Below are 25,095 nucleotides of genomic sequence, written 5' to 3' on the forward strand. Positions count from 1 at the left end.
GAGGGTTTAGGAAAGAACGGCTACGAGGCCAAGGGAAAAGTTGAAAAATGGCTTTATGAAAAGCGCAAAATGTCAGAGCGCGCTGTTTTTTGCTTCATCGTAAAGACGTTGAGAGTCCTGAATGTCAGCCATATGGGTTTCAGCCCAGTGCGTGAGGCTTGAAACAGCCTGGATCAGGGTCTCTCCAAGAGGTTTGAGGCTATATTCAACAGTGACGGGCACGGTTGGATAAGCTTGCCTTAAAATAAGCCCGTCGCGCTCAAGGTTTTTCAGCACCTGAGACAGGATTTTCTGTGAGATCCCATTGATGTCCCGCTTGAGGGCATTGAAGCGCACAACGTCATTCTGAAGGCGGTCCAGCACCAAAAGGGCCCATTTGTCACCAAGCCTGTCCAGCACCATGCGGGTCGGACACTCTTTCGCATAGACGTTGAAACAGAGGTTTCGTGCCGGGGTGTCTGGTTTCTGCGAGGTTACCATGTGTCTTGAAAGTGCCTTCTTGTCCCGAATTTTCCAACATAATACCAGGAAGGGTGCTGGTTTCCAATGGATACCACGTATCGCATTGTATGTTTGATCTCTTGGTTCGAAGGACAGGAACGATGTCTAAAGTCTTGGTCGTCTATCACTCAGGGTATGGCCACACCAAAGTGGTGGCGGAGCATGTGGCTCAGGGAGCACAGGCTCAACTCGTGGCAATTAGTGCGGACGGTGAAATTACCGAAGCAGAGTGGGCCGCATTGGATGACGCAGATGCCATCATCTTTGGAACGCCAACCTACATGGGGAATGTGAGTTGGCAGTTTAAGAAATTTGCAGATGCCACGTCCAAAATTTGGTTCACGCGAGGCTGGCAGGACAAAGTGTTCGGTGGTTTCACGAACTCCGCCAGTCCAAACGGGGACAAGCAGGTGACGTTGATTACGCTGCAAACACTTGCATCACAGCATGGTGGCATCTGGGTGAGTTTGGGAATTCCGCCGTCCAACACTCTTGAGGCCACGGGCGACGATCCGAACAATCTGGGTGGCTCAGTCGGTCTTCTGGCGCGTGCTCCGGCCAATGCGGGGGTCGATGGCGTTCAGAAGGGAGATCTGCTGACGGCTGAGCGCTATGGCCGTCGTGTGGCTGATATTGCGGCGCGTCTGAAAGCTTAATCAGCAATGTGTGGGGCGAGGCGCTGCAAACAGCATGCCTCGCCCTTGTCGGTTAGGACAGAGCCGCTTCGTAGGCAGCAACGTCCGGAACGGCAGGACGTAGCGTTCCCATTTCTGCTTCAGACTGAACCATCGGCGTCATGCCCAGAGCGGACAGAAGCTGACGGTCACGGTGTTCAGCAGGGTTTGGCGTGGTCAGGAGCTTCTCGCCACAGAAGATGGAGTTGGCACCTGCGAGGAAGCACAGAGCATGTGCCTCATCCGTCATGTTTTCACGCCCTGCCGCCAGACGGACATGGCTTTCCGGCATCATGATCCGGGCCGTGGCGATGATACGGACGAAGGTGATCGGATCGACAGCTTCAGCTTCACCTAACGGTGTGCCTTCAACGCGAACGAGCAGATTGATGGGTACGCTCTCGGGATGCTTCGGCAGGTTGGCGAGCGTCATCAGCAGGCCGGCGCGGTCGGACAGATCTTCGCCCATACCCACGATTCCGCCACAGCAGACATTGATGCCAGCATCGCGCACGTTGGCGAGCGTGTCGAGGCGCTCCTGATACGTGCGGGTGGAGATGATGGAGCCGTAGAATTCCTCGGAGGTGTCGAGGTTGTGGTTGTAATAATCCAGCCCGGCATCCTTCAGGCGCTGAGACTGTACGGAGTCCAGCATTCCCAGCGTGACGCATGTTTCGAGACCAAGGGACTTTACGCCCTCGATCATCTCACAAACGGAGTCGAGATCGTGGTCCTTCGGGGAGCGCCAGGCAGCACCCATGCAGAATCGGCCTGCGCCTGCCGCCTTTGCTGCACGCGCCTCGGTCATCACCTTTTCGACGGCCATCAGACGCTCGGCCTTCACGCTTTTCTCGTGTCGGGCGCTCTGCGGACAGTAGGCGCAGTCTTCGGGGCAACCGCCTGTCTTGATCGAAAGAAGCGTGGAAATCTGCACTTTTGTGGGGTCGAAATAACGACGATGCAGTTCCTGGGCGCGGAACATCAGGTCCGGGAAGGGGAGGTTGATCAGCGCTTCAACCTCAGCGCGCGTCCAGTCGTGGCGGACGTCTGGCTGTGTCATTTTCTGAGCCGTCACGGGGCTTTCTCCAACGTTGTTGCGTCACACCTACCCAAAATGGCCCCGGCGTGTCATCTCATCGTCATGATTATGAGCCGGAAAACGGACGAGGCAAAGCGATGAAACACTGGCGTATCGAGCAGATGGACTGGGATTCCTTTGATCCATCCCGCGTGGACCCGGATATCATTCCTCTGGTGAAGTCTGCTTCAGTCGTTGAAAAGAATGGCTTGGACTACGCTGAATATCTGAGACACGTCTTTGTGGGAGACCCGGATTTCAGCGCAGCAACAGCCAACTGGGCAGTGGAAGAAGTTCAGCACGGAGATGCTCTGGGCCGCTGGGCCATGTTGGCAGATCCGAGCTGGGACTATGAAGAGGCGTTTGAGCGCTATCGCGCAAGTTACAAGATTGATGCAGACGTCGATGCGTCTATCCGCGGGTCTCGCACGGGCGAACTGATTGCGCGCTGTATGGTCGAGACGGGAACGTCGTCTTTTTACACGGCGCTGGCGGATGCGACGGATGAGCCCTTGCTGAAAGCCATCTGCAAGCAGATTGCCGCCGATGAATACCGGCATTTCAAACTCTTCTATGATCACATGCATCGCTATCTGAAGCGCGAGAAGCTTAGTGTCTGGGCACGGACGCGTATTGCTCTAGGGCGTGTGACCGAGAGTGAGGACGATGAGCTGGCGTCCGCCTATCATACGACCAATGAATCCCCGGATATGCCCTATGATCACAAGCGGTGCATTGCGGCATACATGTCCAAAGCCATGGGGTTTTATCAGCAGAAGCACATTGATCGTGTGACGGCGATGATCTTCAAGACAATCGGCTTCACCCCGCATTCCCGTTGGCAGAAGCTGGCAGCGAATGGGGTGTATCGACTGATCCAGTGGCGTCGCAAATCGTTTCAGCGCCAGATTGCGGCCTGAGGGTTCGTCAGACTTACGGAAATTCACAAGACGGAAGAGGCAATTTCGTGCCATGAAGGGCTGCATTTTCTGTCTTGTAACTGGAGCTTGAGAATGGACGTTCGACCACTTCTGTCCCGTCGCTTTATCTGGGGAGCAGCTGCCCTTCTGTCCATCGCAGGGCTGTCGCAGGGCTTCTCAGCCAAAGCAGATCCGTACTCGTTGCCGATCGCGACATCAGGCCCGGTGACAAGCGACACACCGGCAGCCGCAACGGTGGCCTCCCAGCAGCTTGCCCGACAGGTCGGATACGCTCAGTTTACAGCGGCGGACTGGCATGTTGGCACCGTGCGGCACATGGTGATGTTCCGGTACAAGAAGGACGCCACGACGGCACAGCGTGCAGAAGTGTCCGGCCGTTTTCTGCATCTTGCGCAGGACAGCCGCCGCCCGGACGGCCGCCCCGTTGTGGTGAGCATTGAGACCGGGTTCCAGAATAGTGGGGAAGGTGTAGAGGGCGGCCTGCAGCAGGCGTTCCTCGTGACGTTCCGCTCTGAAGGGGACCGGAACTACTATGTTGGCAAGCCTGTCGTGACAGATCCGGCGTTCTTTGACCCTGCCCATGAGGCCTTCAAGGAATTTGCCGGGCCATATCTCGATAAGGTTATGGTCTTTGATTATGACGTACTGGCCGTCTCCGCGCTGGGTGACAAAGCACGCAAGACAACCCGCAAAAGCGGGAAGTAACAAAAAGTCTCCGTTTGTATGGACGGCCTTTTGACGAAATGATCTTTTATGCCTCATGCTACGGCGATCGCCAGAACATGAGGCATAATGTGAAGACTACAGTTTCTGTTAAACGCCGCCTGACGCAAGGTGCGAGTGTACTTGCGCTGGCTATGGGCCTTACAGCCGCAAGTGCACAGGCCGCCGGTTACAATTCAGGCTGGGGCTTTGATGAAGCCGGCATGAATCACAGCGTCAAGCCGGGCGACAATTTCTTCGAATATGCCAACGGCACGTACCTCAAGAACCTGAAAATTCCAGGCGATATGAGCAGCTATGGTCCGTTCCGTATTCTGTACGAACTGTCCATGGAGCGCCAGAAGGCGATCCTGAGCGAAGCACAGAAGCACGTTTCTGCCGAGCCGTCTGATGACATGGGCAAGATTGGCACCTTCTACGCCAGCTATCTGGACCAGAAGGCTGTTGATGCTCTGGGAGCCAAGCCACTTGCTGTGGATCTGGAGAAGATCCGCAAGGTCAGTGATGCCAAGAGCCTGGCCGAAGCGTTTGGTACATCCCTGAATTCCATGGCGTTCTCGACGTTCCAGATTGGCGTCGAGCAGGATCAGAAAGATCCGGAACATTATATGCTGATGCTTGATCAGGGCATGAGCATTGGCGTCAGCGGTGGCCTGGGCCTGCCCGATATCAGCTACTACACAGACCCGAAGCTTGCCGACAAGAAAAAGGCCTATCAGGCTTACGTCGCGAAGATGCTGACGCTTGTGGGCTGGGCTGATCCAGCCAAGAACGCGCAAGCTGTCGTCGATCTTGAAACGGCGCTTGCCAAGGTTGAGATCCCCCGCGATCAGACGCGTGATCCGCTCAAGCTCTACAACCCGATGACGGTCACGCAGCTGCAAAAGATCGCTCCAGACTTTGACTGGGTCACGTTCCTGACGACTGCAGGGCTTCCGGCCGAAAATATTGCCGATCGCAAGGTGGATGTGCGTGAGCCGGATGGCATCGCAGCCATGTCCCGCGTTCTGAAGAAGGCTGATTACAGCGTACTTCAGGCCTGGCTAGCCTTCCATCTGGCAGATAATGCTGCAGCCTATCTGTCTCATGATTTTTCTGACGCGTCCTTTGACTTCAACAGTCGCACCCTGTCGGGCGTGGCGCAGCAGTCTCCGCGTTGGAAGCGTGCGACGCGCGTGACCAATGGCGCCATGGGCTGGGCTCTGGGCAAGATCTACGTTGCCCGTTATTTCCCGCCGTCAGCACAGGCTCAGATTACAGAGCTGGTGCAGAAGGTGAAGTCCTCCTTCCATGATCGGCTTGAGCACAACACATGGATGGACGAGCAGACCCGTAAGGCTGCTCTGAACAAGCTGGATCACTTCGCTATTCAGGTTGGCTATCCTAAAAAGTGGTGGGACTACAGCAACCTCGTAGTTCGCAAGGGCGACGTGTATGGCAATGCTGTGCGTGGCGCCGCGTTTAACTGGCAGCATGAGCTGAACAAGCTCGACAAGCCGGTGGATCGTGACGAGTGGGGCATGACGCCGCAGACTGTGAACGCCTACAACGATCCGACGATGAACGAGATCGTTTTCCCGGCTGCCATCCTTCAGCCGCCGTTCTTCGATCCGAAGGGCGATATGGCTGTGAATTACGGTGCCATTGGTGGCGTGATCGGTCATGAGATGAGCCATGGCTTTGACGACCAGGGCCGTCATTATGATGAACATGGCCGCCTGCATGACTGGTGGACCAAAGCATCTTCTGATGCCTTCCAGAAGCTGGCCGATCGTCTTGGTGCACAATATGACGCGCAGGAGCCTCTGCCGGGCACGCACGTGAACGGCAAAATGACCATGGGCGAGAATATTGCGGATTCCGGCGGGTTGAACCTCGGTCTGCAGGCTTATCATGACTCCCTGCATGGCAAGCCGCAGACAACCGTTCATGGCCTGACGGGCGATCAGCGCGTGTTCCTGGGTTGGGCACAGGTGTGGCGTGAGAAAGATCGTCCGGATGCGCTGCGCCAGCAGATGCTTTCGAACGAGCATGCCCCGGCCGTCACGCGTGTGAACATGCCAGCGCACAATATTGACGCCTGGTACGATGCATTCGGCGTAAAAGAGGGCGACAAGCTCTATCTAGCCCCGGATCAGCGCGTAAAGATCTGGTAAGGGTCGTGACAAAATGAAGCGTGAGGCTTATCCACGGTCTCACGTTTCAATTTTCTGACTGACGGACTGCCTCATGACGCAAATGACGATCGGCCATCTGTACACCTCGCTTCATGCCGGGTGTGCCAGTGCGGTCGCCCGTGTTCTCGAAGCGCATGAGGTGGACGTCGAGTTTGTGGATCTCGACCCTGAAGATGTGGCGGAAGCCATGGAGCAGGGCGAAGTCGATCTTCTGGTCTCTGCCTGGTTCCCGCGCGATGAAAAATTCGCTGGGCCTGGCTTTCGTGTCATCGGGGATCTGTATCAGCCACAGATTTCGTTTGCTGCGCTGCGTGTGCTCGGTCCTGTCAATGCGCTGACATCAGCCGACGTGGACCGGGTGATCGTTGCAGAGGACAGCCGCGAAATTCTTGAAAAAGCACTCAAGCAGCTTCCAGCCCTTTCTTCCCTGCCGCTTGAAGTTGTGGGGGAGGCCGCTTTGATTGGTCGTTTGGAAAAGGCGCAGGCAGATGGCGAATCTCCGCTTGTGGTCGCCACACAGCCACATGCGGTGTTCCACACCGCGTTGCTGACGCTGGTTGAGGACCCTGACAAGCTGCTCGGCGGGGAAATGTCTGCGCGCATGGTTATGCGGGAAGATGTAGCCCGCAAGGCAGACACGGATCTTCTTGATGAACTGTCCGAGATGATGCTCGGCAACAAGGTCATGAGTGCGCTGGATTATAATATCGGCGTTGAAGGGCAGGACCCTGACGATGCTGCGGAAGCATGGCAGCGTGGACGTCTTATTCCGCGGGACGCCTGAGGATTTCAAAAAAGGGCCGGACTTCTCCGGCCCTTTTTTGTATCTACTGCCTTAGCGGTAGACGAGGCCGCCATCGATCAGGATGGACTGGCCAGTAATGTAATCGGAATCTTTGCTCGACAAGAATGCGACGAAGCCAGCAACGTCGTCCGCTGTTTCGACCCGTCCGAGAGCGATGCCTTCAACATACTTCTTGTACGTTGCGCCCAGCTCAGCGCCGGTAATCTCAGACATGCGCTTGTCGATCTCGACCCACATATCCGTTCCGACGATGCCCGGGCAGTAGGAGTTCACGGTGATACCGAAGGCTGCCAGTTCTTTGGCGGCCGACTGCGTCAGTGCGCGAACTGCGAACTTTGTGGAAGAATAGATCCCCAGAAGGGGAAAGCCTTCATGGCCTGCAATTGAGCAGGCATTGATAATCTTGCCCTTCTTGCCGGTCTCTTTGAAAATGTTGGCCGCAGCCTGGATACCCCAGATCACGCCTTGAACATTGATGCGGTAAATCTTCTCAACTTCTTCCTGGGTGGCGTCCAGAATAGGCTTCACCTGACAGATTCCGGCATTATTGACCATGATATCGAGGCCGCCCAGCTGGCTGGAGGCTTCTTTCAGGGTCTTCTGAAATTCATCGCGATTGCTGATGTCAGCCGTCAGAGCGATAGCACGCCGACCAAGAGCCTCAACTTCCTTGGCAGCCTGCTGAACGGTTTCCTGCTTGACATCCAACAGAATGATGTCAGCTCCTTCGTGCGCCAGACGAAGAGCGATGGCCTTGCCGATACCTTGAGCCGCCCCGGTTACAGCGGCAATTTTACCAGAAAGAGACATGCAGAAATTTCCTCTCTCTTCATGCGCCACGAAATGTGGTTCGCACGAATAGTAAACGTCTTCTGCTTTCAGGCTTTGATTTTCCACAAAAAAGACATATTTTCGAAAATAGACACGCAAACGTGTTTCATGTGAAAGAAATATTACATGAGTAATTTTCTAAATTAACGATTTTGTGGACATTTTAATATTAATATAAATCGTACTTCACTTTAGTAAGTATTTTTACTTTAAAAAAAATAATAAAAAATATTTTAATTATTTTATATTTGTGAATTATTAATCAAATTTACGAGAAATTCTAAAATGTTAATTACGCTACAGGTGCTCCGTCGCGTAGGGATTTTGCATGCTCACTCTGGATCGGGCGCAATTCGTTTCAGAGGTCGTGATGTAACATTATTCCTGTTCAAATAGGGGCGCCAGATTTGCATCTTCGTGTGCTGGGTTATGCTCTGAAAAGCTCATGGTTCGTGTGGTTTTTCAGTATTTTCGTATCGCTGCCTGCTTTTGCTCAGGTCATGGACCGCGATATTGGATCTGCGCCAAGTCAGTTGGTTTCAACGCCTCTTCCTGTCCATGCATCGCGTGAAACAACCGTGCCAGCATTTTCCCATCCCGAGGCTATCGTCTCCAATCCCTTGTCAGACTGGCTGCGTAAGCGTGGCATTAATTTCCTCATCGACAATACGAATGAATTTGCCGGAGCGATAACGAAGCCGACGCGCGGAACAACGCCGGGATTTGAAAACTACAAGCAAGGCGCGAGCAATGCGGGCCAGTATGCCATGCAGCTTGATGTGGACTGGGAAAAGCTTGCCGGTCTGCGTGGTTTTGCGACGCACATGATCACAGTGGGACGATACGGTACGACGGCTAATCGCATGTTTGGTGACTGGCTCAATCATGCTTCCGAAGATTATGGCGGTGGCGGAAATGTTGTCGTGCATTTGGTCTATATGTATGGCGAAGAAACGCTTTACGGTGGGCGTCTGGCGATCGCCGCTGGCCGTATGTCAGAAATTTCGGATTTTGCGGCGAGCCCTTTGTTCTGCAATTTCCAGAACGGTAGTTTCTGCGGTCGTCCCAAAGGGATTACGGACACGAATTTTGACGCCGGCTATCCCGCTGCGACCTGGGGATTTCGGGTTCGAGGACGGCCGGTGCGTTCTGTCTATGTCCAGACGGGAGTGTATCCGATCGAAAACGGGATTTACCAAGTCTATCAGCATCGAACCGGATTCAAATTTAACGGGGCCAATATTATCGGGTATGCGGCACCGATCGAAACAGCCTGGGAGCCGGTTTTCGGGCATGGCACCTTGCCGGGCCATTACAAATTCGGTGCCCAGCTCTTCAGTACGCCGCAGACTGACAACTATTACGATCTGTATGACGGTTCTTATGCCGAGAGTGGACTTGCGCATAAAAAGCGAAGCGCGTCTTGGTCAACCTGGGTCATGCTGGATCAGCAGTTGCTGCACTATCGGGCAAAGGGCTCAGGCATAACGGCGATGACGGGGCTTATTTACAATGATCCCCATACATCCCTGCGCCGGTATCTCGTTTATGGTGCACTGATTAACCGCGGATTTCTGAAGTCTCGACCCTACGATACGCTCGGATTTTCTCTGACCTACACCAAGATTGCATCCGGTGTGAGCCGAAGTGAAGCTGCGCTGATCCGTAAAGGGCAATCACTCCCCAATCATGCGACAGGTGTTCAGCAGGATGCGGTCGTGATGGAGTTCAACTACGCTATCCACGTTGTGAAGGGTGTAATTTTTACGCCTTTGTTTGAGTATTACATTCACCCGAATGCCCAATACAATCTGCGGGATGCGGCTCTTTTGGGGTTTAAGAGCCATATCCAGTTTATGTGAGAACTCTTTCTTGCGGTGTATCTGAAAAGCGCGGGGCAGGATTTTTCATGGGGAGGCGGCTTGGTTCTCTTGTTGGTGGAAGTGCGTTAATAAATCGTTACTGACATGACGTAACGGTAGAAGAATGACCCACTCCGACAGGACGGATGCTGTTTTTGAATCCTTTCACGGGCTTGCGGATGAAGAATGGCTGCATGTTCTGGTCTCGTCCCTTGGCGGACACGAGGTGCGGGGCGTCCGGATGCCTGAGTTCCCCCCGGATGATCTTCAGCGTGAAATTCACGGGCATCATGGGGAAGTTTCGATTCATGAGGCGCATGTTTTTTATCGGGAAATAAAGGCGTATTGCGCCTACGCGGGAAAGCCTGTGAGGCCTGAGACTTCCGTTCTTGATTTCGGGTGTGGGTGGGGGCGGATGGCGCGTCTTTTCATGAAAGATGTGCGATCACAGTCCCTCGTCAGCGTCGAGCATACGGACCGCTTTCTCATGGCGGCACGGCGCGCCAATCCGTTTCTTCCCTTCTTGCAGGCAGGGCTGGTGCCACCATTGCCGCTCGTGCCCGGTACGCTGGATCTGATCACGTCCTGGTCGACATTTTCACATCTGGATGAATTTCTGGCCGGCCACTGGATGAGGGAATTTCATCGGCTTCTGAAGCAAGATGGATTGGTTGTTTTTACGACGCAGAGCCGGCGGTTTCTGTCATTTTGTGCAGAGCAGCGCTTGCGTCGTGCTTCTGGAATGCAACTGGAGCATCCATGGCATGAAGCCTGTGCAAACAGTTTTGTGGATGAAGCCCAGGCGAATTCACATTTTGAAGCAGGGCGGTTCCTGCATGCGGCGTCTGCAAAGCGCCCTCAGCCTCAGGCGCATTATGGCGAGGCCATCATACCGCGGAACTATATTCTTAAAGCTTGGGGCGGGATGTTTCGGCTGATCGAATATCTGGATAATCCGGTAAGGCTGCCGCAGGTTCTGATTGTTCTGCAAAAAATTGAATAAGACATCATTTGTTGTAAAGTAAATTCATGACCTATCGTCTTCTGACGGGATGTTTCATCGCATTCCTTTCCTGTGTCGGGCTTCACGAGGCGCACGGTGCTTCTGAGGAGCATCTTATTGTCGCTGGCCGACATGACGTGCGCGTTGCGGCATATCAGGACATCGCACGCATCTATGAGCGGTTTGACCGCTTCCCGCAGGCGGCAAAAGAGGGTCTTTCGCTCCATTTCACAGGCGAGTTGCTGCCTGACCATGATTACCCCTCAAAAGCGCGGCTTATGGTTCATAGCCGGGATGGGGATATCCCCTTGTTCTTCGGCCAGGACCGGGACATGCATTTCCCGCTGACAGACCGCCTGAAGGCAGAGAACCCGCCGGTTCTTCAGACAGAAGCCATTGGGCATAATGTCAGAACGGAGCTGTCTCTGGTGGTTGCGTTGCCTGCGGCGCAGACATTTACCGGCATAGAGGCCCGTCATTGGCTGCGTCAGGTCAATGCGTGCATCCGTGATCTGACGGGTGTGATCCTGTCCTGGTTCATGCCGGATGCTCATCGGCTCAAGATAGATATTGCTCCGGGAGCGAATTTTGAAGCGGTGACGAGCGGCACCGTTCGGGTGCTGGCGTCAAACGTGACCAGGGAGCCAATGACTGTTCTGCTTCGACCGCAGGACTATGCAGAGGATACGGTATTTCGTTCCAGCAAGCCTTTTGGCCGGGTCCGGGTTAAAATTCCCGGTGAGGCATACGCGACATTCACGCCTGACAGATAACGCAGAATTTGACAGATCGCGTGTGAAACAGCATCACCCTGAGCCTGTTTTTCATGCCAGCAGGGGGATCCATGTCGGTTCACGCTTTTGTCTTTCCGGGTCAGGGCAGTCAGTCAGTCGGAATGGGGCAGGCCCTGCATGATGCCTTTGCTTCATCCCGCGCCGTTTTTCAGGAAGTTGACGATGCCCTAGGAGTGCATCTGTCAAAGCTGATGTTCTCCGGTGAAGCGGACGAACTGACAAAGACCGAGAACACGCAGCCAGCACTTTTTGCCGTATCGCTCGCTGCTGTTCGCGCGCTTGAAACCGAAGGCGGCTTCAGACTGGCAGACAAGGCCGCTTTGCTGGCGGGTCATTCTCTTGGAGAATATTCTGCTCTTGCTGCTGCTGGCACGCTCGGTATTGCTGAGGGGGCCCGTCTGCTGCGTCTACGCGGTCAGGCAATGCAGCGGGCTGTTCCTGCAGGTGAGGGCGGCATGGCAGCTCTTCTCGGAGTTGAGGCTGAGCAGGCGCAGTCCATCTGCGAAGATGCAGCCCAGGGACAGATCCTTGAGATCGCCAATGATAACGGCGGTGGCCAGATCGTTGTGTCTGGACACATGGATGCCGTGGATCGCGCCATTGCCCTTGCCAAGGAGCGTGGCATCAAGCGGGCTGTGAAACTTCCGGTCTCCGCGCCGTTTCATTCGTCACTGATGGCGCCTGCCGGTCGTGAAATGGCCGAAGCGCTTGCAACGGCTACACTGAATGCGCCAAGCGTCCCGGTTATTGCCAATGTGACTGCTGCGAAGGTCACGGATCCTGATGCGATCCGCGACCTTCTGGTGAAGCAGGTTACGGGAACGGTCCGCTGGCGCGAAAGCGTTCAGGCCATGGCGGCCATGGGCGTGACAAACATGCATGAACTGGGAGCTGGCAAGGTGCTGTGCGGTCTGGCGCGTCGTATTGCTCCTGATCTTGCCACGGACAATGCTGGCACACCTGCTGAAATCGAAGCCCTGCTCAAGGCTCTGTAAGGACAACGAACCATGTTCTCTCTTTCTGGCAAGATCGCACTCGTCACGGGTGCATCCGGTGGCATCGGTGCAGCTATTGCCCGTCAGCTTCACGCTCTTGGCGCAACGGTTGTTCTCAGCGGCACGCGTGAAGCGGCTCTGAAGGAACTGGCAGACAGCCTAGGTGAGCGCACGCATATTGCGGTTGCTAACCTGTCGGATGCATCTGAAGCTGATGGTCTTGTGGCTAAGGCTGAAGAAGTGGCCGGGGCTCCGCTGGACATTCTGGTGAACAATGCGGGTCTGACGCGCGATACGCTCGCCATTCGCATGAAGGACAGTGACTGGTCGCAGGTCATGACGGTGGATCTGGAAAGCCCGTTCCGTCTGGCTCGCGCTGCCCTTAAGGGTATGCTGCGCCGTCGCGCTGGCCGCATCATTTCCATCGCGTCTGTTGTTGGAACGACAGGAAATGCGGGTCAGGCCAACTATGCAGCGGCAAAGGCCGGCATCGTTGGGATGAGCAAGTCACTGGCTCAGGAGGCCGGTCCTCGTGGTGTGACGGTCAATGTTGTGGCTCCTGGTTTCATTGAAACGCCGATGACGGATGTGCTGTCTGAGGGTATCCGCGAAAAGCTGGTTGGCTCCATTCCGCTCGGTCGGATGGGAAACCCGGATGACGTGGCTGCGGCAGTGGTGTATCTGGCTTCTGACGAGGCTGCTTGGGTCACGGGAACGACCCTGCACGTCAACGGTGGCATGGCCATGGTCTGAGACGCTTGGCGTTTCAGGTCAAAGCGTGCTAATCGCGCGCTGCTTTGCCCGGTCTGATGAAGGCCGATGTCCGGTTCGGCCGGTGGCAACGCCTTTCCGAAAGGAGAGGTGGCCTGCGCTGGAAGCCCAGATGGGTTCCCGGACTGGCAGACGGCAATACGAGTTTTTTGTAACGCCCTGAACGGGCAGAAGGAACAAACAGATGAGCGATATCGCTGACAAGGTGAAGAAGATCGTTGTCGAGCACCTCGGCGTTGAAGAAAGCAAGGTCACGCCGGAAGCGTCTTTCATTGACGATCTGGGCGCAGACAGCCTCGACACGGTTGAGCTGGTCATGGCTTTCGAAGAAGCTTTCTCCGTCGAGATCCCGGAAGATGCAGCCGAGAAGATCGCCACCGTCAAGGACGCGATTGACTACATCGAGAAGCAGAAGGCTGCCTAAGGCGCTTTCGGGACTGGTCTAAGGCTGGTCCCATCCCGCCTCGATTACCAGGGGCGGATACACGGAGCGGCGTTCAGGCCGCATCGTATGGTCGTTTACAACGTGAGACATGAGGCATCGATGAGCGGGAATGCAATCAACGGAAGACGCGTCGTCGTTACCGGAATCGGTGTTGTCAGCCCACTTGCGGTGGGTGCGGAACTGACGTGGAAGCGTCTGATCGAAGGGCAGTCCGGTATCGGGCGTATTACCCATTTTGATCCTTCCGAACTCCCTGCGCAGGTCGCTGGTCAGGTTCCTGAGGGACCGACCGAAGAAGGCGGTCTCACGCTGTCTGACTGGGTGCCGGTCAAAGACCAGAAGAAAATGGATCGCTTCATCCATCTTGGTCTGGCCGCTGCCATCCAGGCTGTCGAGGACTCGGGCTGGAAGCCTGAGAACGAAGATGATCGCTGCGCCACAGGCGTGATGATCGGCTCCGGTATCGGTGGTCTGCAGACGATTTATGAAGGTTCCCTGACAGTTTCGAGCGGCAAGGCCCGTCGCCTGTCACCGTTCTTCATCCCGTCTGCGCTTATCAATCTCATTTCCGGTCACCTTTCGATCCGCTACGGCTTCAAGGGACCGAACCATGCTGTCGTTACAGCCTGCGCTACAGGCGTGCATGCGATTGGCGATGCGTCCCGTCTGATCCAGTACGGTGATGCAGACGTCATGATTGCCGGTGGCGCCGAAGCTGCCATCTGCTCGCTGGGTATTGCCGGTTTCTGCTCGGCACGTGCGCTCTCCACCGGCTCCAATGATGATCCGACCAAGGCGTCCCGTCCGTGGGACAAGGATCGTGATGGCTTCATCATGGGTGAGGGTGCCGGTGTGGTCGTGCTGGAAGAGTACGAACATGCCAAGGCTCGCGGTGCCAAGATCTATGGCGAAATCGGCGGCTATGGCTTGTCCGGCGACGCTCATCACATCACAGCCCCGGCTGAAGGTCATGAAGGTGCGTTCCGCGCCATGAAGGCCGCCCTGAAGAACAGTGGTCTTCAGGCATCCGATATCGACTACGTCAACGCGCATGGCACCTCCACCATGGCTGACGATCTGGAACTGGATGCGGTCGAGCGTTTCTTCGGCGACCATGCCAAGAATCTGGTGATGTCTTCTACCAAGTCCGCCATTGGTCATCTTCTTGGCGCAGCGGGTGCTGTGGAGGCGATCTTCTGCCTTCAGGCCATCCGTGACGGCATCGTGCCGCCCACGCTGAACCTTGAAAATCCGGCACGCGAGAGCGTAATCGATCGGGTGCCTCTGAAGGCTCAGAAGCGTAAGGTTGATGTCGCTCTATCCAACAGCTTCGGGTTTGGCGGCACGAATGCCAGCATTATCCTGAAGCGCTGCAAGGACTGAGCGGAGTCGTTTTGATTTATGCCTGAAAGCCAGCCGGACGGCGAAGAAAACAGAAAACCTCTTCTTCCCCCCAAGGCTGGCCGTAAGCTGGCAATCTTTATGGCGCCGCTGCTCTTTGTCGCAGCAGCGGTGGCCGGGTACGGTCATTACACTGACCCTGGTCCGCTTCCTGAAACAAAAGCCTTTGTCATTCCGCGCGGTAATAATGCGACGGTTACAAAAGCTCTTCAGGATGACGGAATTCTTTCCCCAACATGGTCCTCCGGAGCCTTCTTCCGGCTGTCAGCCTTCCTGACGCATCGGGATGGACAGATTCATGCGGCGGAACTTCAGTTTCCCGCACGAGCATCTGTGGCTCATGTGCTGGAAATTTTGCGGCATGGTAAACCTGTTTCCCATCAGTTGACTGTTCCTGAAGGTCTGACTGCGCGCAAGATTGCGGATATTCTTCGCAAAGCACCTTTCCTGACGGGAGACGTCCCTCAAATCGTGGAGGGAAGCGTCCTTCCTCAGACGATTGCCTATGTTCGTGGCACTGCACGGCAATCCATGGTTGATCGCCTGAAGCGCATGATGGACGCTCAGGTGAAAGCCATCTGGGACAAGCGTGATGTGGAAGCTCTGGACGGCCTGATTCAGAACCCGCAGGATCTGGTGACGCTTGCATCCCTGATCGAGCGGGAAACAGCCGTACCGACTGAACGTCCAATGGTGGCGCGCGTCTTTCTGAACCGCCTCAAACTTGGCATGCGCCTGCAGACGGATCCAAGCGTCATTTATGGCCTTAGCGAAGGTCTGGGGACGTTAGACCGCCCGTTGACGCATGATGATCTTCAGGTCTCTGGCCCATACAATACCTACCTGGAAACTGGCCTGCCACCGGGGCCAATCTGCTCACCGGGCAAGACGTCTCTTGAGGCTGCGGCACATCCAGCAGAAGGAAAGGCGTTATATTTCGTCGCTACGGGTGAGGGTGGTCATAGTTTCTCTGAGACGCTTCAGGAGCAGGACCGGAATATCCGCGCATACCGAGAAAAAATCCCAGTCGTCCCACAATAAAAAAAGCCCCGCATTTTCGTGTGCGGGGCTTTTTTGTCTTACTTCACAGGGTTCAGAGATGAACTCTGCACACCTCGTGTTTGGGTGCTGTAAGGCTTTGAGGTGTCGTAATTGCTGGGATAAGGGCTGCTGCTTACGGGGTCGATATCCGTTGACGTGCTCCCCTGAGAGGCTGGAGCTGTTGCGCTTGTTGAGCGGGCCGTGGATGCCGTTGGTAGTTTCGCAATGTTCATCATCATGCGACGAAGCGGATCGGCAGACGGATTGTTGACGCGCATCGTCACGATAATGTCTTCAGGACCAACAGCCTGATTGTAGTAAGCGCGGTTCGCGCCGCTATCCACTGTCAGCTTGGAGCCACCAAGGGCTGCGCCCGCATAAAGGCCCTGAGCCTTCTGTGCCGCATAGATGTCCGTATTCTTTGCTCCGGCCGTGCTGCTTTCAACACCAGTTCCGATCGTGGCGAAAGAGGCGGATGCTGTCGCATCAAACTTGAACTGGCTATCCAGCAGGGCCTGAATGCCGCGCTGGGACATGATGAAGAAAATCATCTCGGAGTTCTGGACGCCAACCTGAACACCCAGAGACCCCGTGCTCAGACGGTAGAATGCCGGATCAGACCATGACCCACGCGCATCGCGGCTCATGAGGACGCAGCGACCGCCAGAGCCTCCCAGACCGAAAGACATGTTCAGAACAGACGGGCACACCATGACGGCTTTGGCTTCCGCCAGAAGCTGCTGTGAGCGGGATGTCGAGGTTGTTTTGGCAAACAGGTCCTGAACAGCCAGCGTCGCTTTATCTACAACGATCTGCTGTTCGCTTGCTGTCGTGGTGGTGGTGCCAGAACACGCAGCGAGCGTTGCACACCCTGTGGCGGCAAGAACGGTCGAACGCAGGAGACCGGACAGGGTCATAAAACTTACCTTTTGCTAACGGCAAAAATGGATCTGTCCCGCACTATGCGTGAAATGAGGCCAAATCACGAGTGCGGGGCAACAGGTCGTGTCAGATTTCCACCTTCACGGCGTTTGACAGGATTTGTGCGATGCTTGGAGCAGCCGCAAGGATAGTGGCTCCCCCTGTCAGGCCGCCCGTCTGAAGAAACGGAGAGACAGTAGCGCCTGCTTCTTCCAGAATGATCAGTGCTGCGGCCACATCCCAAAGCTGGATCACGATTTCCAGATAACCATCGCTGCGGCCACATGCGACGTCCGCCAGTGCCAGGGCTCCGGACCCACCTGAACGCGGCATGGCGCCCAGAGACATGATGGCACCGATTTTTTCACCAAACAGTTCGGTCGAGACCCGGCAGGACCATCCCATTTCTATCATGGCTTCCTGTGGGTTGCTGATAGGGGAGGCTTTGATGGGTTTTCCGTTCAGAAAGGCGCCTTTGCCTTTCTGAGCAGTGAACACTTCATTGAGGGCTGGAGCCTCAATAACGCCAGCAACGGGTACGTTGCCCTCAAGCAGACCTAGCGACACGCACCACCGGTCTCGCCCGCGTGCAAAGTTGGAGGTTCCATCAATCGGGTCCACGACCCAGCGGAACTGCCCCTCACGCGTCAGGCCGCCTTCTTCGCCCTGAAAACCATCTTCCGGGAAGAGTTCCTGAATCCGACGGCTGACGAGCGCTTCAACCGCGCCGTCTGCTTCCGTCAGATAGTCCTGACGTCCTTTGAGGGTGCCAGTCGGGCCACCAGGCTGAGGGCGCATGGAAAGGGCGAGGGCCGCTGCGTCCCGGACCACACTGCGGGCGGCTTCAAGACGGACGGCAACAGGGTCAAAACTCATGGACATATCCTATTCTGTGCGGCGTGCTGCGCGCAGGGATGCAGTGATGGCCGGATCCTCAAGAGACATGAGGCGACTGGCGGCCGTGGTGGCAAACAGGTGCAGAATTGTCCGTCGACGTGCCGGTGCGATCCGATGTTCTGCGGGATCACGGATGATGGCGCACTCTGCCACCACACTGTGGAAGAGGCTATTGGGCACCATGCTGAGACTGACAGTGATAATGCCAACGTCCGGAGGCAGAACTTCTAGCGGAAAGCCATCATCCACCGCAAAGTACAGCCTGTCCGACCAGTTCCTGTAATCGGGCCATTTCTGATCTGTCTGGAAATCGCGGAGTCCGGATTTGATCTCGATGCAGGACAGGCTGTGATCCGGCAGGAGGGCCATCACGTCTGCGCGACGCCCGGCCGAGGGAAGAGCAAATTCGTTGATTGCTGCCCAGCCCATGGCGCGACATAGCCCCAAAACAGCACGCCGGATGGCAAACTGTCGTTCAGGGAAACCAGGTGGGATCTCGGAAAGGACCGAACTCATGGTTCCATATTGCCCTGATCTGCGCTTTACGTCTGCCCCTGTTCGCGTTTTTCAAGGAGAGTCGGCATGCCGTTTCTACGCACGGACCACTGGCGTTGCGCCATTATCCACGCTCCTCTGGCGGACCTGATCCGAGCGGGTAGTCTCAACGGGTTTGAGGTGACAACACTGCCGGATATCGGAGATCACCGTTTTCTGGCCGATCCTTTTGGTCTCTGGCGAGACGGAAAGCTGCATGTTTTTGCGGAAGCCTTTGACTATCGGGCCCCCAAAGGCACCATTGATGTTCTGGTCTATGACCGGACAGGAAAGCTGATTCAGCAACAGCCTGTCCTGCGTGAAGACTGGCATCTGTCCTACCCGTATGTCTTTGAGCATGGCGAGGAGACGTACATGCTGCCCGAGGCCAGTGCTTCAGGCTGCCTGACCCTGTATCGGGCCAAAGCCTTTCCGTTGGAATGGGAAAAGGTCGAAGCATTTGATTTCCGAGAGGCCGCGATTGACGCCACGCCGTTCCATTATGCCGAGCGTTGGTGGATGTTCTGGACGCCCGCAGGTACGCGAGACGAACGACAAAGCGCTCTGCACATCTCCGTAGCAGATAGTCTTACGGGGCCCTGGATACATCTTGGACTGTTTTTGAGTGACCGTGCGGGAGCGCGTCCGGGTGGTACTCCGGTTGTTGTCGATGGAGAGCTCTTCCTTCCCACGCAAGACTGCCGTGACACTTATGGCCAAGGCATCCGTCTGCTGAAGATTGAAGGGCTTGAGCGCGGGTTGCCGAAAGTGACACCAAGTGATGTGCTGGATGCGCCTGCCGTGCTGCGCCGTCGCTTTCCAGACGGTTTCCACACGCTCTCAACCGCTGGGCAGGTGACACTTGTTGACGTCAAGCGTGTTGGAATTAGCCCACGTCGGGATCTTATGAATGTGAAGCGTCGTCTGGGGCTGGGTTAAAGCCAGGAATTCGGTCCAGAACGGCATTTCCCTGACGCAGAAACGCCGTCGGGCCGAACCGCTCCAGAACGCGCTCTCGGGAGAGGCGCCCCATGGGTTTGAGCTTTCCCGGAGTCATGATGAGTTCAGCAATCGCACTGGCCAGAACCGGGGCGTTGTTGAACGGGACCACAAGACCGGAATGCCCGTCTTCCATGGTGTGGGGGATTTCGCCCGCCGGCGTGGCAATTACGGGCAGCGCGCAGGCCATGGCCTCATGGGCGGCAACGCACATGCCTTCCCACTGGGACGGCTGAACATACAGATGCAGCGTTGACAGAAATTCGAAAGGCTTATCGCAATGTCCGAGAAAATCGACCGGGAGTTTTTTCTCCCTGACGATCTGTTCCAGTGTTTCTTTTTCTGGGCCGTCTCCGGCTAAGGACAGTCGATAAGGGGGAAGGTCCGGGTGGTCACGAAGCAGATCCAGTGCTTCGAAAAGCAGGTCATACCCTTTGACGGCATGTAGTCGGCCAAGACTCCCGATACGGACGGTTTGTCCTTTGCGCCAGGCCTTTGCTGTAGGGCTGTGAGGATTGGCCCGGAAAATTGGCCAGGAAAGAACGCGGTTCCGTAGTCCCAGACTTTTGCGGGCGAAATCTTCAACCGTAGGGGAGTCTGCAATCCAGAGCTTCGCTTTCCGGCACAAAAGCCGGAGCAGGAGGCTGTTGGCAGATTTCAGGCGGGCAGAATGCTGCCAGTGGACTGCCGGGACACCAAGCCTGTTGGCTGCGCGCTGGCCGAGGAGCGTAGCTCGGGTCAGGGACGTCCAGATTAGATCCGGCTGGAATGCGTCCATTTCATCACGCAGCCAGCGCCAGGCCGCTAAATGGTCTTTGTTGCCGCCTGACCGCACACGAACCTCAATGCCGTGGCTTTCCAGAACGGGAATGGCCAGGCCATCACGCTTTTCGAGGCTGAAAACTGTGACTTCGCCACCTCGCTGCTGGAGAACGGAGACAATGTCCGGAATGGGTAGCTGTGCGCCACCGCATTCGAGCGAGTTGATGACGTAGGCAATTTTCATGAAGACCGTTGTGCCAGAAGCTGTTCAGCGAGTGTCAGGTCAGAAGGCTTATCGACATCTACGGCGGCCTGACCGTCAGAAAGCGGCACGAGACGTATTTTCGCCCCCGTCAGAATTTCGATCCGACGACACAGAGCGGTGGAGTCCAGGCGGCCCGTCAGGGCCCGAAGAAGTGTTCCGAACCCAAGTGTTCGAGCCATTTTCAGGGGCCGCTTGCGGTTTTTCTGAAGCCGCTTCCACAGTTCGACTACTTCCGCAGCCTGAGGAGTGCCCATCCAGAAAAGATTACATCCGGAAAAGCTCATATCCGCGAGGCGAATATAGGTTCGCTTCGTGGTCGGGACGTCTCGCTCTACAGTTTCCCGAAGAGCGACGCCCACGGCAAGATCACATCCAGCCGTTTTACCAAGAAATTCTGAAATCCATTCTGGACGCAGCAGCGCGTGATCGGCCGTTGTCACCAGACAGGGCGTCCCGACCTTGGCAAGAGCTTCAGCAACGCTTTCGCTGGGAGAAGGTGCCGATTGGAGAACGTGGGCTTGGCCGGAAATGTCCCGGATACGGTCGGGTGTTTCAATGCTGATCGTGATGGGCCCAAGATCAGGCATGCTCTCCAGCACGCGCAGGACGCGCCCCAGCATCGGTTGGCCGCCGACCGGAAGGAGCGCTTTGTGCGAGACCTTCCCAAGTTGTGCCAGAACATCATGCTCACCATCACGAGAACCAGCGAGTACGAGAACGGGAAGGCTCACGCTGTGCGGCTGTTGTCGGAGGAAGAGCGTGCCCCATCAGGACGATCTTTGGGCGGAGCGCCTGTAAGGTTCATGACCCAGGGATAGCGCTTGGCTTCATCCAGATCGTAGCCGAGATTGAAGACGTGCTGGCTGCGTGCGCGGTCACGGGCTTCACGGTAGAAACTGCCAAAAAAGCGGTCTGGCACGTAGTTTGTAATCCCGTAATTGCCATTTTCATCATGGAAATGATGAAGAACATGAAGTTGCTTGATCCGGGCAACCCACTTCCAGCGCGGCTTGTAGGCCAGATGCTGGATGCAGTGAAAAAACTCATAGATGCACGTCATCACGAGGGCTGTGGACAGGGCGCAGAATGCCCCGCTCCAGCCGCAGATCAGGTATCCGATCGGCATGGTGATGATGCCCATGGTCGGGACGGTGTTCAGGGGGGATCCAAACAGCACATCCAGCAGATGGGGGTCCTGGTGATGATCGAAGTGGATGCGCTTCCAGAGCGAAGCGGTCCAGTGGTTCCGGTATAGCCAGCGTCCATGCAGGATAAACCGATGGATCATATACCAGGCCAGCGGATACACCACGATCACGACAGGAACGGGTATCAGCGTTGTCAGCAGGTTATGGGAGAAGTGAAGTGCTCCGAAAGCTGCTGCAACGATCAGTACGAAATACAGAAGGATGGTGGGGTAGGTGAGATAGGCAATCCACAACTGAGGCAGCGACATCTTTCCGAGATCGAAGCTGCGCCCCGTCCGGAGGGACGACATGTTCTGCCATGGTTTGGACTTGCTCATCTTTCCTCCATCCTCAGGACCCAGGTCAGCCCAAGAAGGGCGCCCAGAAGTGGGCCCGCACAGGCAGCCAGTGGCGCGGCAAGCGTTCCAGCATTGCCCAGTGCGGAAATCATTCCCTGCAGGATCACGAAGCCCATTCCCGCGGCCAGCACATAGACCGGAAGCGGGTTTCGAAGTCCTGCCCGAGGGGGGATATAGATCACTGGTAGCGCTAATAAAAGCATTACTGCGACCTGAAACGGAAGAATAATGCCACTGAAGAGTGCCATGCGGTATGTTGCACGGGGAAGACTGGCAGGGGCACCTTTGTGGAGGATGGCCCCGATCTGACTTGGGGTCACGGCAGCGTTATCTTCCGATAACGTCATGATCATTGATGGTGTCGCCGGAATGGCAAAATTATTGTCACCACCAGTGATTTTTACAAAAGCGCCATTATCCGTCAGCGTGAGATCCTGCGCTCCGGTCGGGTGCCAGTCCTTGCCGTCATACGTCAGGGTCGCGGCGTGCTCGGTCCCTGTCAGAAGGCCACCCGGGTCCCGGTGATAAATGGTAACATCCCGCAGGAACGCCCCGCCGTGCGCAAACTGGCCGATACGGACAAGAGTCGGCCCTGCACGAAACCAGAGAATACGCTTTGAGGGCGTGTCGGGCTTTGCTGCATCAGGGTCCGTTTTGTTCCACCATGTTGCAAGCGCATTTTCGCATGGGGGGATGAGCCAGTATTGCATGGCTGTTCCGGTAAAACCCACAATCAGAATGGCCGGCAGAAAGCGCTTGTAAAGATTGATCGTGGAAAGTCCGGCTGCACGAAGGGCGGACATTTCGGACGACAGCGTCATCTGCATCAGGAGGAATAGTGCCCCGACCATGAATGCCAGAGGCATGATCTCGACGCTGAGCGCAGGAAGATGCAGCAGTGCAAATGTCAGGATGCCCTTGAAGCCCAGATTTCGGTTGAGAATGGGCGTCGTTTTTTCAAGGAGCGCAAGGATCTCAAGCAGCGAGACCAGCACGCCACCACAGAGCATGAAGCGCCCCAGAAGTGCACGGTTCAGATAACGATACAGAACATAGTGTGGTGCGTGGGCGGTCATGATGGGCGAACCAGTTTGCGGCGTTTCCAGGAACCGCGCGACCGGCGCAGCAGAGTGGCGGGACAGCCAATGCAGAAGAGCGCTTCCGGCACCCAGATGGCAAGCCAGATGGGAAGGCGGCCCGTGGCAGCCAAGCTATGTCCAAACATCAGCATCTGGTCAAACCCGACAAGAATGCCCGAAACCGCAATCAACCCCCACACGGACTTTCTGCGCCGTGAGCCAATGGCCAGCGCTACGGCCAAGGGGGGGATAAACGGGATTGCAAGTGCATGTGCGATGCGGAAATCTATTTCTGCACGAAGCGTCCGATATTCGATGCCGGGTACGCCATAACGAAGGTCATGTGCGAGCTCGAAAAGCGTTAGTTCCCGTTCGTCAATTCCACGCGAGCGAAAGGTCGTCTCTTTCGCAGGGTGATCAATGACGCGAACGACATGCGAGAAATGCGTGACCGTCGGTTTGTGATTGGCAGCTCCGGGGAAGGGATCGTCGACGATTTCACCGTCCCAGAGATCCATCTGGGTGCTGCGGGTTTTATCTGAAATTGTGAGCATGCCGCGGCGGGCGGTGATGATGTGAGCAAGGCCATTCTTGTTCACTTCCCGGATGAAGACACGCCTCATGTGGGTACCGCCGTGACTGACACTGTCTGCCGTCATCACTGCCGTATCAGACGTGGACGCGAACATGCCTGCCTGAAGATGCGGTGCCCAGCCTGTGTGAGCCGCGAAATAGAAGCCTGCCCGGTAATCATATCGCGCAACCGGCTGAATATAGCCGTAGAGCAGCACACTTACGGCCCCCAGCAGCAGACCCACAATCATGAAGGGCCGACTGATCCGCAGCAGAGACACACGTCCAGCCTGAAGTGCATCAATCTCGTTATTGTCGCTCATTCCATGGATGGTGAGGAAAACCGAGATGCAGAGTGCGGCTGGAAGAGCGATCCCGAAATAATGTGGCAGAAGGTCTGTCAGGAGTGCGATGCAGGTCGCCAGGGAGCTTCCGGCTGAGGCCAGATAATCGAACAGGACGAGCAGGCGTTCCAGAAGGAGCGCCACGAGCATCGCAAAGAGGGCGATAACGAACGGTGGCATCATCTGCCACAGCAGATATCTGTCCAGAATGGAGGCGCGCTGCTTCATACCTGCGTACCTTGCGGGCGGAACCAGGAGGCCTGCTCCGTAATGCTCCCATCCGGCCGATGTCGGGCAAGATCAATCGTCCAACCGCTTTTTCTGGGCCGAATGGTCAGATGATTCCAGCAGGCCTGTCGATGAGCACGTTTGTCTGTCAGGGATGCAGAGGCGACCCCAAGAAGCGGTATTTCAGTTCCGGCGATGTGGGTCAGGGTCGCGTCATGGGAGTGCCCATGGAGAACGATTTCAGCACCAGTTCTTTGAAGAAGCTTTGCTAGGGCGGGATGATCGAGCAGCGACTTCCGCCATGGCACCAGCCCTTTTCGGGGGGGATGATGGATCATGACAACACGACAGAGTCCGGCATCGCCCAGTTGCGTCAGCAGAGTTTCCAGTCGGGCGAGCTGTTTGTGACCAACCCGGCCATAAGCCATGAACGGTGGGGTCGGGATGCCGGAGTTCACACCGATAATGGCAACGCCGTTGTGGATGCGGGCGTACGGGTAAGTCGCCGCAGACCATTTCTCCCATTGCAGGATCCCTTTTTCAGGGGACTGACGGATCATGCAGTCATGATTGCCTGGGATGACAAGTGCCTGCGCCGGGAGCTTTTTCAGCCATTCGGCAGCCAGGGTGAACTCTGCTGGCGTGCCGAAGTTCGTCAGGTCTCCGCTGACAAGAATGGCATCAACGTTGGCTCTGGCAATATCCTGTACAATTTCCGCGCATGTCGCGGCCAGGTGAACGTGCCGACGGTGCTTTTTCCACGAAATGAGACTGAGAGCCCGCTTGTTCAGAGCTTCCCACCAGCGAACCGCAGGAGGTGGAAGGTGAGGGTCCGAGAGATGGGCCAGAACGACGGCGCACGTCTCCCGCTGAGAAGACGTTTCTGCGGGGAGATCATGGGGCAT

26 protein-coding genes are annotated in these 25,095 nt (G+C 56.1%); 14 read left to right on the plus strand and 12 right to left on the minus strand.

Annotated features, from left to right (window positions below; genetic code table 11):
• Positions 1 to 72: 72 nt before the first annotated feature.
• Positions 73 to 480 carry a helix-turn-helix domain-containing protein gene (locus HK24_RS08380; protein ID WP_086634094.1) on the minus strand — a complete coding sequence of 136 codons (408 nt, stop codon included), beginning with the start codon at positions 478 to 480 and terminating at the stop codon, positions 73 to 75.
• 122 nt (positions 481 to 602) lie between these two features.
• Between HK24_RS08380 and HK24_RS08385 the strand changes: the two genes are divergently transcribed.
• Positions 603 to 1,157 carry a flavodoxin family protein gene (locus HK24_RS08385; RefSeq protein WP_046899549.1) on the plus strand — a complete coding sequence of 185 codons (555 nt, stop codon included), beginning with the start codon at positions 603 to 605 and terminating at the stop codon, positions 1,155 to 1,157.
• Positions 1,158 to 1,209: 52 nt separating this feature from the next.
• Here HK24_RS08385 and bioB read toward each other — a convergent pair whose 3' ends face one another.
• Positions 1,210 to 2,235 (minus strand): biotin synthase BioB, encoded by a 1,026-nt coding sequence (gene bioB / locus HK24_RS08390; RefSeq protein WP_198942097.1) that lies wholly within the window; start codon positions 2,233 to 2,235, stop codon positions 1,210 to 1,212.
• A gap of 116 nt (positions 2,236 to 2,351) precedes the next feature.
• Here bioB and HK24_RS08395 point away from each other — a divergent pair, with 116 nt between their 5' ends.
• The 4 genes from HK24_RS08395 to HK24_RS08410 all read left to right on the plus strand — a co-directional run bounded on the left by HK24_RS08395 (position 2,352) and on the right by HK24_RS08410 (position 6,878).
• Positions 2,352 to 3,173: an acyl-ACP desaturase gene (locus tag HK24_RS08395; protein ID WP_046899547.1), complete on the plus strand. Its 822-nt coding sequence runs from the start codon at positions 2,352 to 2,354 to the stop codon at positions 3,171 to 3,173.
• Between the two features lie 93 nt (positions 3,174 to 3,266).
• Positions 3,267 to 3,899 carry a Dabb family protein gene (locus HK24_RS08400; RefSeq protein ID WP_086634096.1) on the plus strand — a complete coding sequence of 211 codons (633 nt, stop codon included), beginning with the start codon at positions 3,267 to 3,269 and terminating at the stop codon, positions 3,897 to 3,899.
• 14 nt (positions 3,900 to 3,913) lie between these two features.
• Positions 3,914 to 6,073, plus strand: a complete 2,160-nt coding sequence (locus tag HK24_RS08405) for a M13 family metallopeptidase (RefSeq protein ID WP_086634097.1) — start codon at positions 3,914 to 3,916, stop codon at positions 6,071 to 6,073.
• A gap of 73 nt (positions 6,074 to 6,146) precedes the next feature.
• A complete protein-coding gene (locus tag HK24_RS08410) occupies positions 6,147 to 6,878 on the plus strand; it encodes a glycine betaine ABC transporter substrate-binding protein (RefSeq protein ID WP_086634098.1) in 732 nt (243 codons plus the stop codon).
• A 51-nt stretch (positions 6,879 to 6,929) separates the two neighbouring features.
• Here the strand turns inward: HK24_RS08410 and HK24_RS08415 are convergent, their stop codons facing one another.
• A complete protein-coding gene (locus tag HK24_RS08415; RefSeq protein ID WP_086634126.1) occupies positions 6,930 to 7,709 on the minus strand; it encodes an acetoin reductase in 780 nt (259 codons plus the stop codon).
• Between the two features lie 473 nt (positions 7,710 to 8,182).
• Here HK24_RS08415 and HK24_RS08420 point away from each other — a divergent pair, with 473 nt between their 5' ends.
• The 8 genes from HK24_RS08420 to mltG all read left to right on the plus strand — a co-directional run bounded on the left by HK24_RS08420 (position 8,183) and on the right by mltG (position 16,042).
• The gene (locus tag HK24_RS08420) at positions 8,183 to 9,592 is read left to right on the plus strand and encodes a carbohydrate porin (RefSeq protein ID WP_369826526.1); all 1,410 of its coding nucleotides are present in this window, start codon (positions 8,183 to 8,185) and stop codon (positions 9,590 to 9,592) included.
• 124 nt (positions 9,593 to 9,716) lie between these two features.
• Positions 9,717 to 10,595 carry a bifunctional 2-polyprenyl-6-hydroxyphenol methylase/3-demethylubiquinol 3-O-methyltransferase UbiG gene (locus tag HK24_RS08425; RefSeq protein ID WP_086634100.1) on the plus strand — a complete coding sequence of 293 codons (879 nt, stop codon included), beginning with the start codon at positions 9,717 to 9,719 and terminating at the stop codon, positions 10,593 to 10,595.
• Positions 10,596 to 10,621: 26 nt separating this feature from the next.
• Entirely contained in the window at positions 10,622 to 11,368 is a 747-nt protein-coding gene (locus HK24_RS08430; RefSeq protein ID WP_086634101.1) for a hypothetical protein, read from the plus strand.
• Positions 11,369 to 11,439: 71 nt separating this feature from the next.
• Positions 11,440 to 12,384: an ACP S-malonyltransferase gene (gene fabD / locus HK24_RS08435; RefSeq protein ID WP_086634102.1), complete on the plus strand. Its 945-nt coding sequence runs from the start codon at positions 11,440 to 11,442 to the stop codon at positions 12,382 to 12,384.
• 12 nt (positions 12,385 to 12,396) lie between these two features.
• Positions 12,397 to 13,137: a 3-oxoacyl-[acyl-carrier-protein] reductase gene (gene fabG / locus HK24_RS08440; protein WP_046899539.1), complete on the plus strand. Its 741-nt coding sequence runs from the start codon at positions 12,397 to 12,399 to the stop codon at positions 13,135 to 13,137.
• Between the two features lie 202 nt (positions 13,138 to 13,339).
• Positions 13,340 to 13,579, plus strand: a complete 240-nt coding sequence (locus HK24_RS08445; RefSeq protein ID WP_007282219.1) for an acyl carrier protein — start codon at positions 13,340 to 13,342, stop codon at positions 13,577 to 13,579.
• Positions 13,580 to 13,699: 120 nt separating this feature from the next.
• A complete protein-coding gene (gene fabF, locus HK24_RS08450) occupies positions 13,700 to 14,983 on the plus strand; it encodes a beta-ketoacyl-ACP synthase II (RefSeq protein ID WP_064274200.1) in 1,284 nt (427 codons plus the stop codon).
• A gap of 18 nt (positions 14,984 to 15,001) precedes the next feature.
• Positions 15,002 to 16,042 carry an endolytic transglycosylase MltG gene (gene mltG, locus HK24_RS08455; RefSeq protein ID WP_086634103.1) on the plus strand — a complete coding sequence of 347 codons (1,041 nt, stop codon included), beginning with the start codon at positions 15,002 to 15,004 and terminating at the stop codon, positions 16,040 to 16,042.
• A 38-nt stretch (positions 16,043 to 16,080) separates the two neighbouring features.
• Here the strand turns inward: mltG and HK24_RS08460 are convergent, their stop codons facing one another.
• The 3 genes from HK24_RS08460 to HK24_RS08470 form a co-directional block, all read right to left on the minus strand.
• Positions 16,081 to 16,959: a lipid-binding SYLF domain-containing protein gene (locus HK24_RS08460; RefSeq protein ID WP_046899537.1), complete on the minus strand. Its 879-nt coding sequence runs from the start codon at positions 16,957 to 16,959 to the stop codon at positions 16,081 to 16,083.
• A gap of 91 nt (positions 16,960 to 17,050) precedes the next feature.
• A complete protein-coding gene (locus HK24_RS08465; RefSeq protein ID WP_086634127.1) occupies positions 17,051 to 17,839 on the minus strand; it encodes an inositol monophosphatase family protein in 789 nt (262 codons plus the stop codon).
• Between the two features lie 9 nt (positions 17,840 to 17,848).
• A complete protein-coding gene (locus tag HK24_RS08470; RefSeq protein WP_086634104.1) occupies positions 17,849 to 18,376 on the minus strand; it encodes an MmcB family DNA repair protein in 528 nt (175 codons plus the stop codon).
• Positions 18,377 to 18,442: 66 nt separating this feature from the next.
• Here HK24_RS08470 and HK24_RS08475 point away from each other — a divergent pair, with 66 nt between their 5' ends.
• The gene (locus HK24_RS08475; protein WP_086634105.1) at positions 18,443 to 19,333 is read left to right on the plus strand and encodes a hypothetical protein; all 891 of its coding nucleotides are present in this window, start codon (positions 18,443 to 18,445) and stop codon (positions 19,331 to 19,333) included.
• Here HK24_RS08475 and HK24_RS08480 read toward each other — a convergent pair.
• Genes HK24_RS08480 through HK24_RS08505 form a run of 6 tightly spaced genes read right to left on the minus strand, consistent with a single transcriptional unit; the run spans position 19,299 to position 25,095 of the window.
• The gene (locus HK24_RS08480; RefSeq protein ID WP_086634106.1) at positions 19,299 to 20,399 is read right to left on the minus strand and encodes a glycosyltransferase; all 1,101 of its coding nucleotides are present in this window, start codon (positions 20,397 to 20,399) and stop codon (positions 19,299 to 19,301) included. The genes HK24_RS08475 and HK24_RS08480 overlap by 35 nt on opposite strands.
• Entirely contained in the window at positions 20,396 to 21,151 is a 756-nt protein-coding gene (locus HK24_RS08485; protein WP_086634107.1) for a nucleotidyltransferase family protein, read from the minus strand. Before HK24_RS08485 ends, HK24_RS08480 begins: the two co-directional genes overlap by 4 nt.
• Entirely contained in the window at positions 21,148 to 21,945 is a 798-nt protein-coding gene (locus HK24_RS08490) for a sterol desaturase family protein (RefSeq protein WP_086634108.1), read from the minus strand. Before HK24_RS08490 ends, HK24_RS08485 begins: the two co-directional genes overlap by 4 nt.
• The gene (locus tag HK24_RS08495) at positions 21,942 to 23,042 is read right to left on the minus strand and encodes an LptF/LptG family permease (RefSeq protein WP_086634109.1); all 1,101 of its coding nucleotides are present in this window, start codon (positions 23,040 to 23,042) and stop codon (positions 21,942 to 21,944) included. The genes HK24_RS08490 and HK24_RS08495 overlap by 4 nt, the downstream gene beginning before the upstream one ends.
• Positions 23,039 to 24,190 (minus strand): LptF/LptG family permease, encoded by a 1,152-nt coding sequence (locus HK24_RS08500; protein ID WP_046899531.1) that lies wholly within the window; start codon positions 24,188 to 24,190, stop codon positions 23,039 to 23,041. The genes HK24_RS08495 and HK24_RS08500 overlap by 4 nt, the downstream gene beginning before the upstream one ends.
• On the minus strand, positions 24,187 to 25,095 hold the full coding sequence (locus HK24_RS08505; RefSeq protein WP_086634110.1) for a metallophosphoesterase: 909 nt from the start codon (positions 25,093 to 25,095) through the stop codon (positions 24,187 to 24,189). The genes HK24_RS08500 and HK24_RS08505 overlap by 4 nt, the downstream gene beginning before the upstream one ends.

It is taken from the genome of Gluconobacter sp. DsW_058 (assembly GCF_002153615.1).
Taxonomy (GTDB): domain Bacteria; phylum Pseudomonadota; class Alphaproteobacteria; order Acetobacterales; family Acetobacteraceae; genus Gluconobacter; species Gluconobacter cerinus.

Coding starts and splice junctions, on each gene's coding strand:
- HK24_RS08500 (WP_046899531.1), bottom strand. CDS start 24,190: ATGAAGCAGCGCGCCTCCATTCTGGACAGATATCTGCTGTGGCAGATG.
- mltG (WP_086634103.1), top strand. CDS start 15,002: ATGCCTGAAAGCCAGCCGGACGGCGAAGAAAACAGAAAACCTCTTCTT.
- HK24_RS08385 (WP_046899549.1), top strand. CDS start 603: ATGTCTAAAGTCTTGGTCGTCTATCACTCAGGGTATGGCCACACCAAA.
- HK24_RS08470 (WP_086634104.1), bottom strand. CDS start 18,376: ATGAGTTCGGTCCTTTCCGAGATCCCACCTGGTTTCCCTGAACGACAG.
- HK24_RS08430 (WP_086634101.1), top strand. CDS start 10,622: ATGACCTATCGTCTTCTGACGGGATGTTTCATCGCATTCCTTTCCTGT.
- HK24_RS08475 (WP_086634105.1), top strand. CDS start 18,443: ATGCCGTTTCTACGCACGGACCACTGGCGTTGCGCCATTATCCACGCT.
- HK24_RS08400 (WP_086634096.1), top strand. CDS start 3,267: ATGGACGTTCGACCACTTCTGTCCCGTCGCTTTATCTGGGGAGCAGCT.
- HK24_RS08465 (WP_086634127.1), bottom strand. CDS start 17,839: ATGAGTTTTGACCCTGTTGCCGTCCGTCTTGAAGCCGCCCGCAGTGTG.
- HK24_RS08480 (WP_086634106.1), bottom strand. CDS start 20,399: ATGAAAATTGCCTACGTCATCAACTCGCTCGAATGCGGTGGCGCACAG.
- bioB (WP_198942097.1), bottom strand. CDS start 2,235: ATGACACAGCCAGACGTCCGCCACGACTGGACGCGCGCTGAGGTTGAA.
- HK24_RS08395 (WP_046899547.1), top strand. CDS start 2,352: ATGAAACACTGGCGTATCGAGCAGATGGACTGGGATTCCTTTGATCCA.
- HK24_RS08410 (WP_086634098.1), top strand. CDS start 6,147: ATGACGCAAATGACGATCGGCCATCTGTACACCTCGCTTCATGCCGGG.
- fabG (WP_046899539.1), top strand. CDS start 12,397: ATGTTCTCTCTTTCTGGCAAGATCGCACTCGTCACGGGTGCATCCGGT.
- HK24_RS08380 (WP_086634094.1), bottom strand. CDS start 480: ATGGTAACCTCGCAGAAACCAGACACCCCGGCACGAAACCTCTGTTTC.
- fabF (WP_064274200.1), top strand. CDS start 13,700: ATGAGCGGGAATGCAATCAACGGAAGACGCGTCGTCGTTACCGGAATC.
- HK24_RS08490 (WP_086634108.1), bottom strand. CDS start 21,945: ATGAGCAAGTCCAAACCATGGCAGAACATGTCGTCCCTCCGGACGGGG.
- HK24_RS08495 (WP_086634109.1), bottom strand. CDS start 23,042: ATGACCGCCCACGCACCACACTATGTTCTGTATCGTTATCTGAACCGT.
- HK24_RS08425 (WP_086634100.1), top strand. CDS start 9,717: ATGACCCACTCCGACAGGACGGATGCTGTTTTTGAATCCTTTCACGGG.
- fabD (WP_086634102.1), top strand. CDS start 11,440: ATGTCGGTTCACGCTTTTGTCTTTCCGGGTCAGGGCAGTCAGTCAGTC.
- HK24_RS08415 (WP_086634126.1), bottom strand. CDS start 7,709: ATGTCTCTTTCTGGTAAAATTGCCGCTGTAACCGGGGCGGCTCAAGGT.
- HK24_RS08445 (WP_007282219.1), top strand. CDS start 13,340: ATGAGCGATATCGCTGACAAGGTGAAGAAGATCGTTGTCGAGCACCTC.
- HK24_RS08505 (WP_086634110.1), bottom strand. CDS start 25,095: ATGCCCCATGATCTCCCCGCAGAAACGTCTTCTCAGCGGGAGACGTGC.
- HK24_RS08460 (WP_046899537.1), bottom strand. CDS start 16,959: ATGACCCTGTCCGGTCTCCTGCGTTCGACCGTTCTTGCCGCCACAGGG.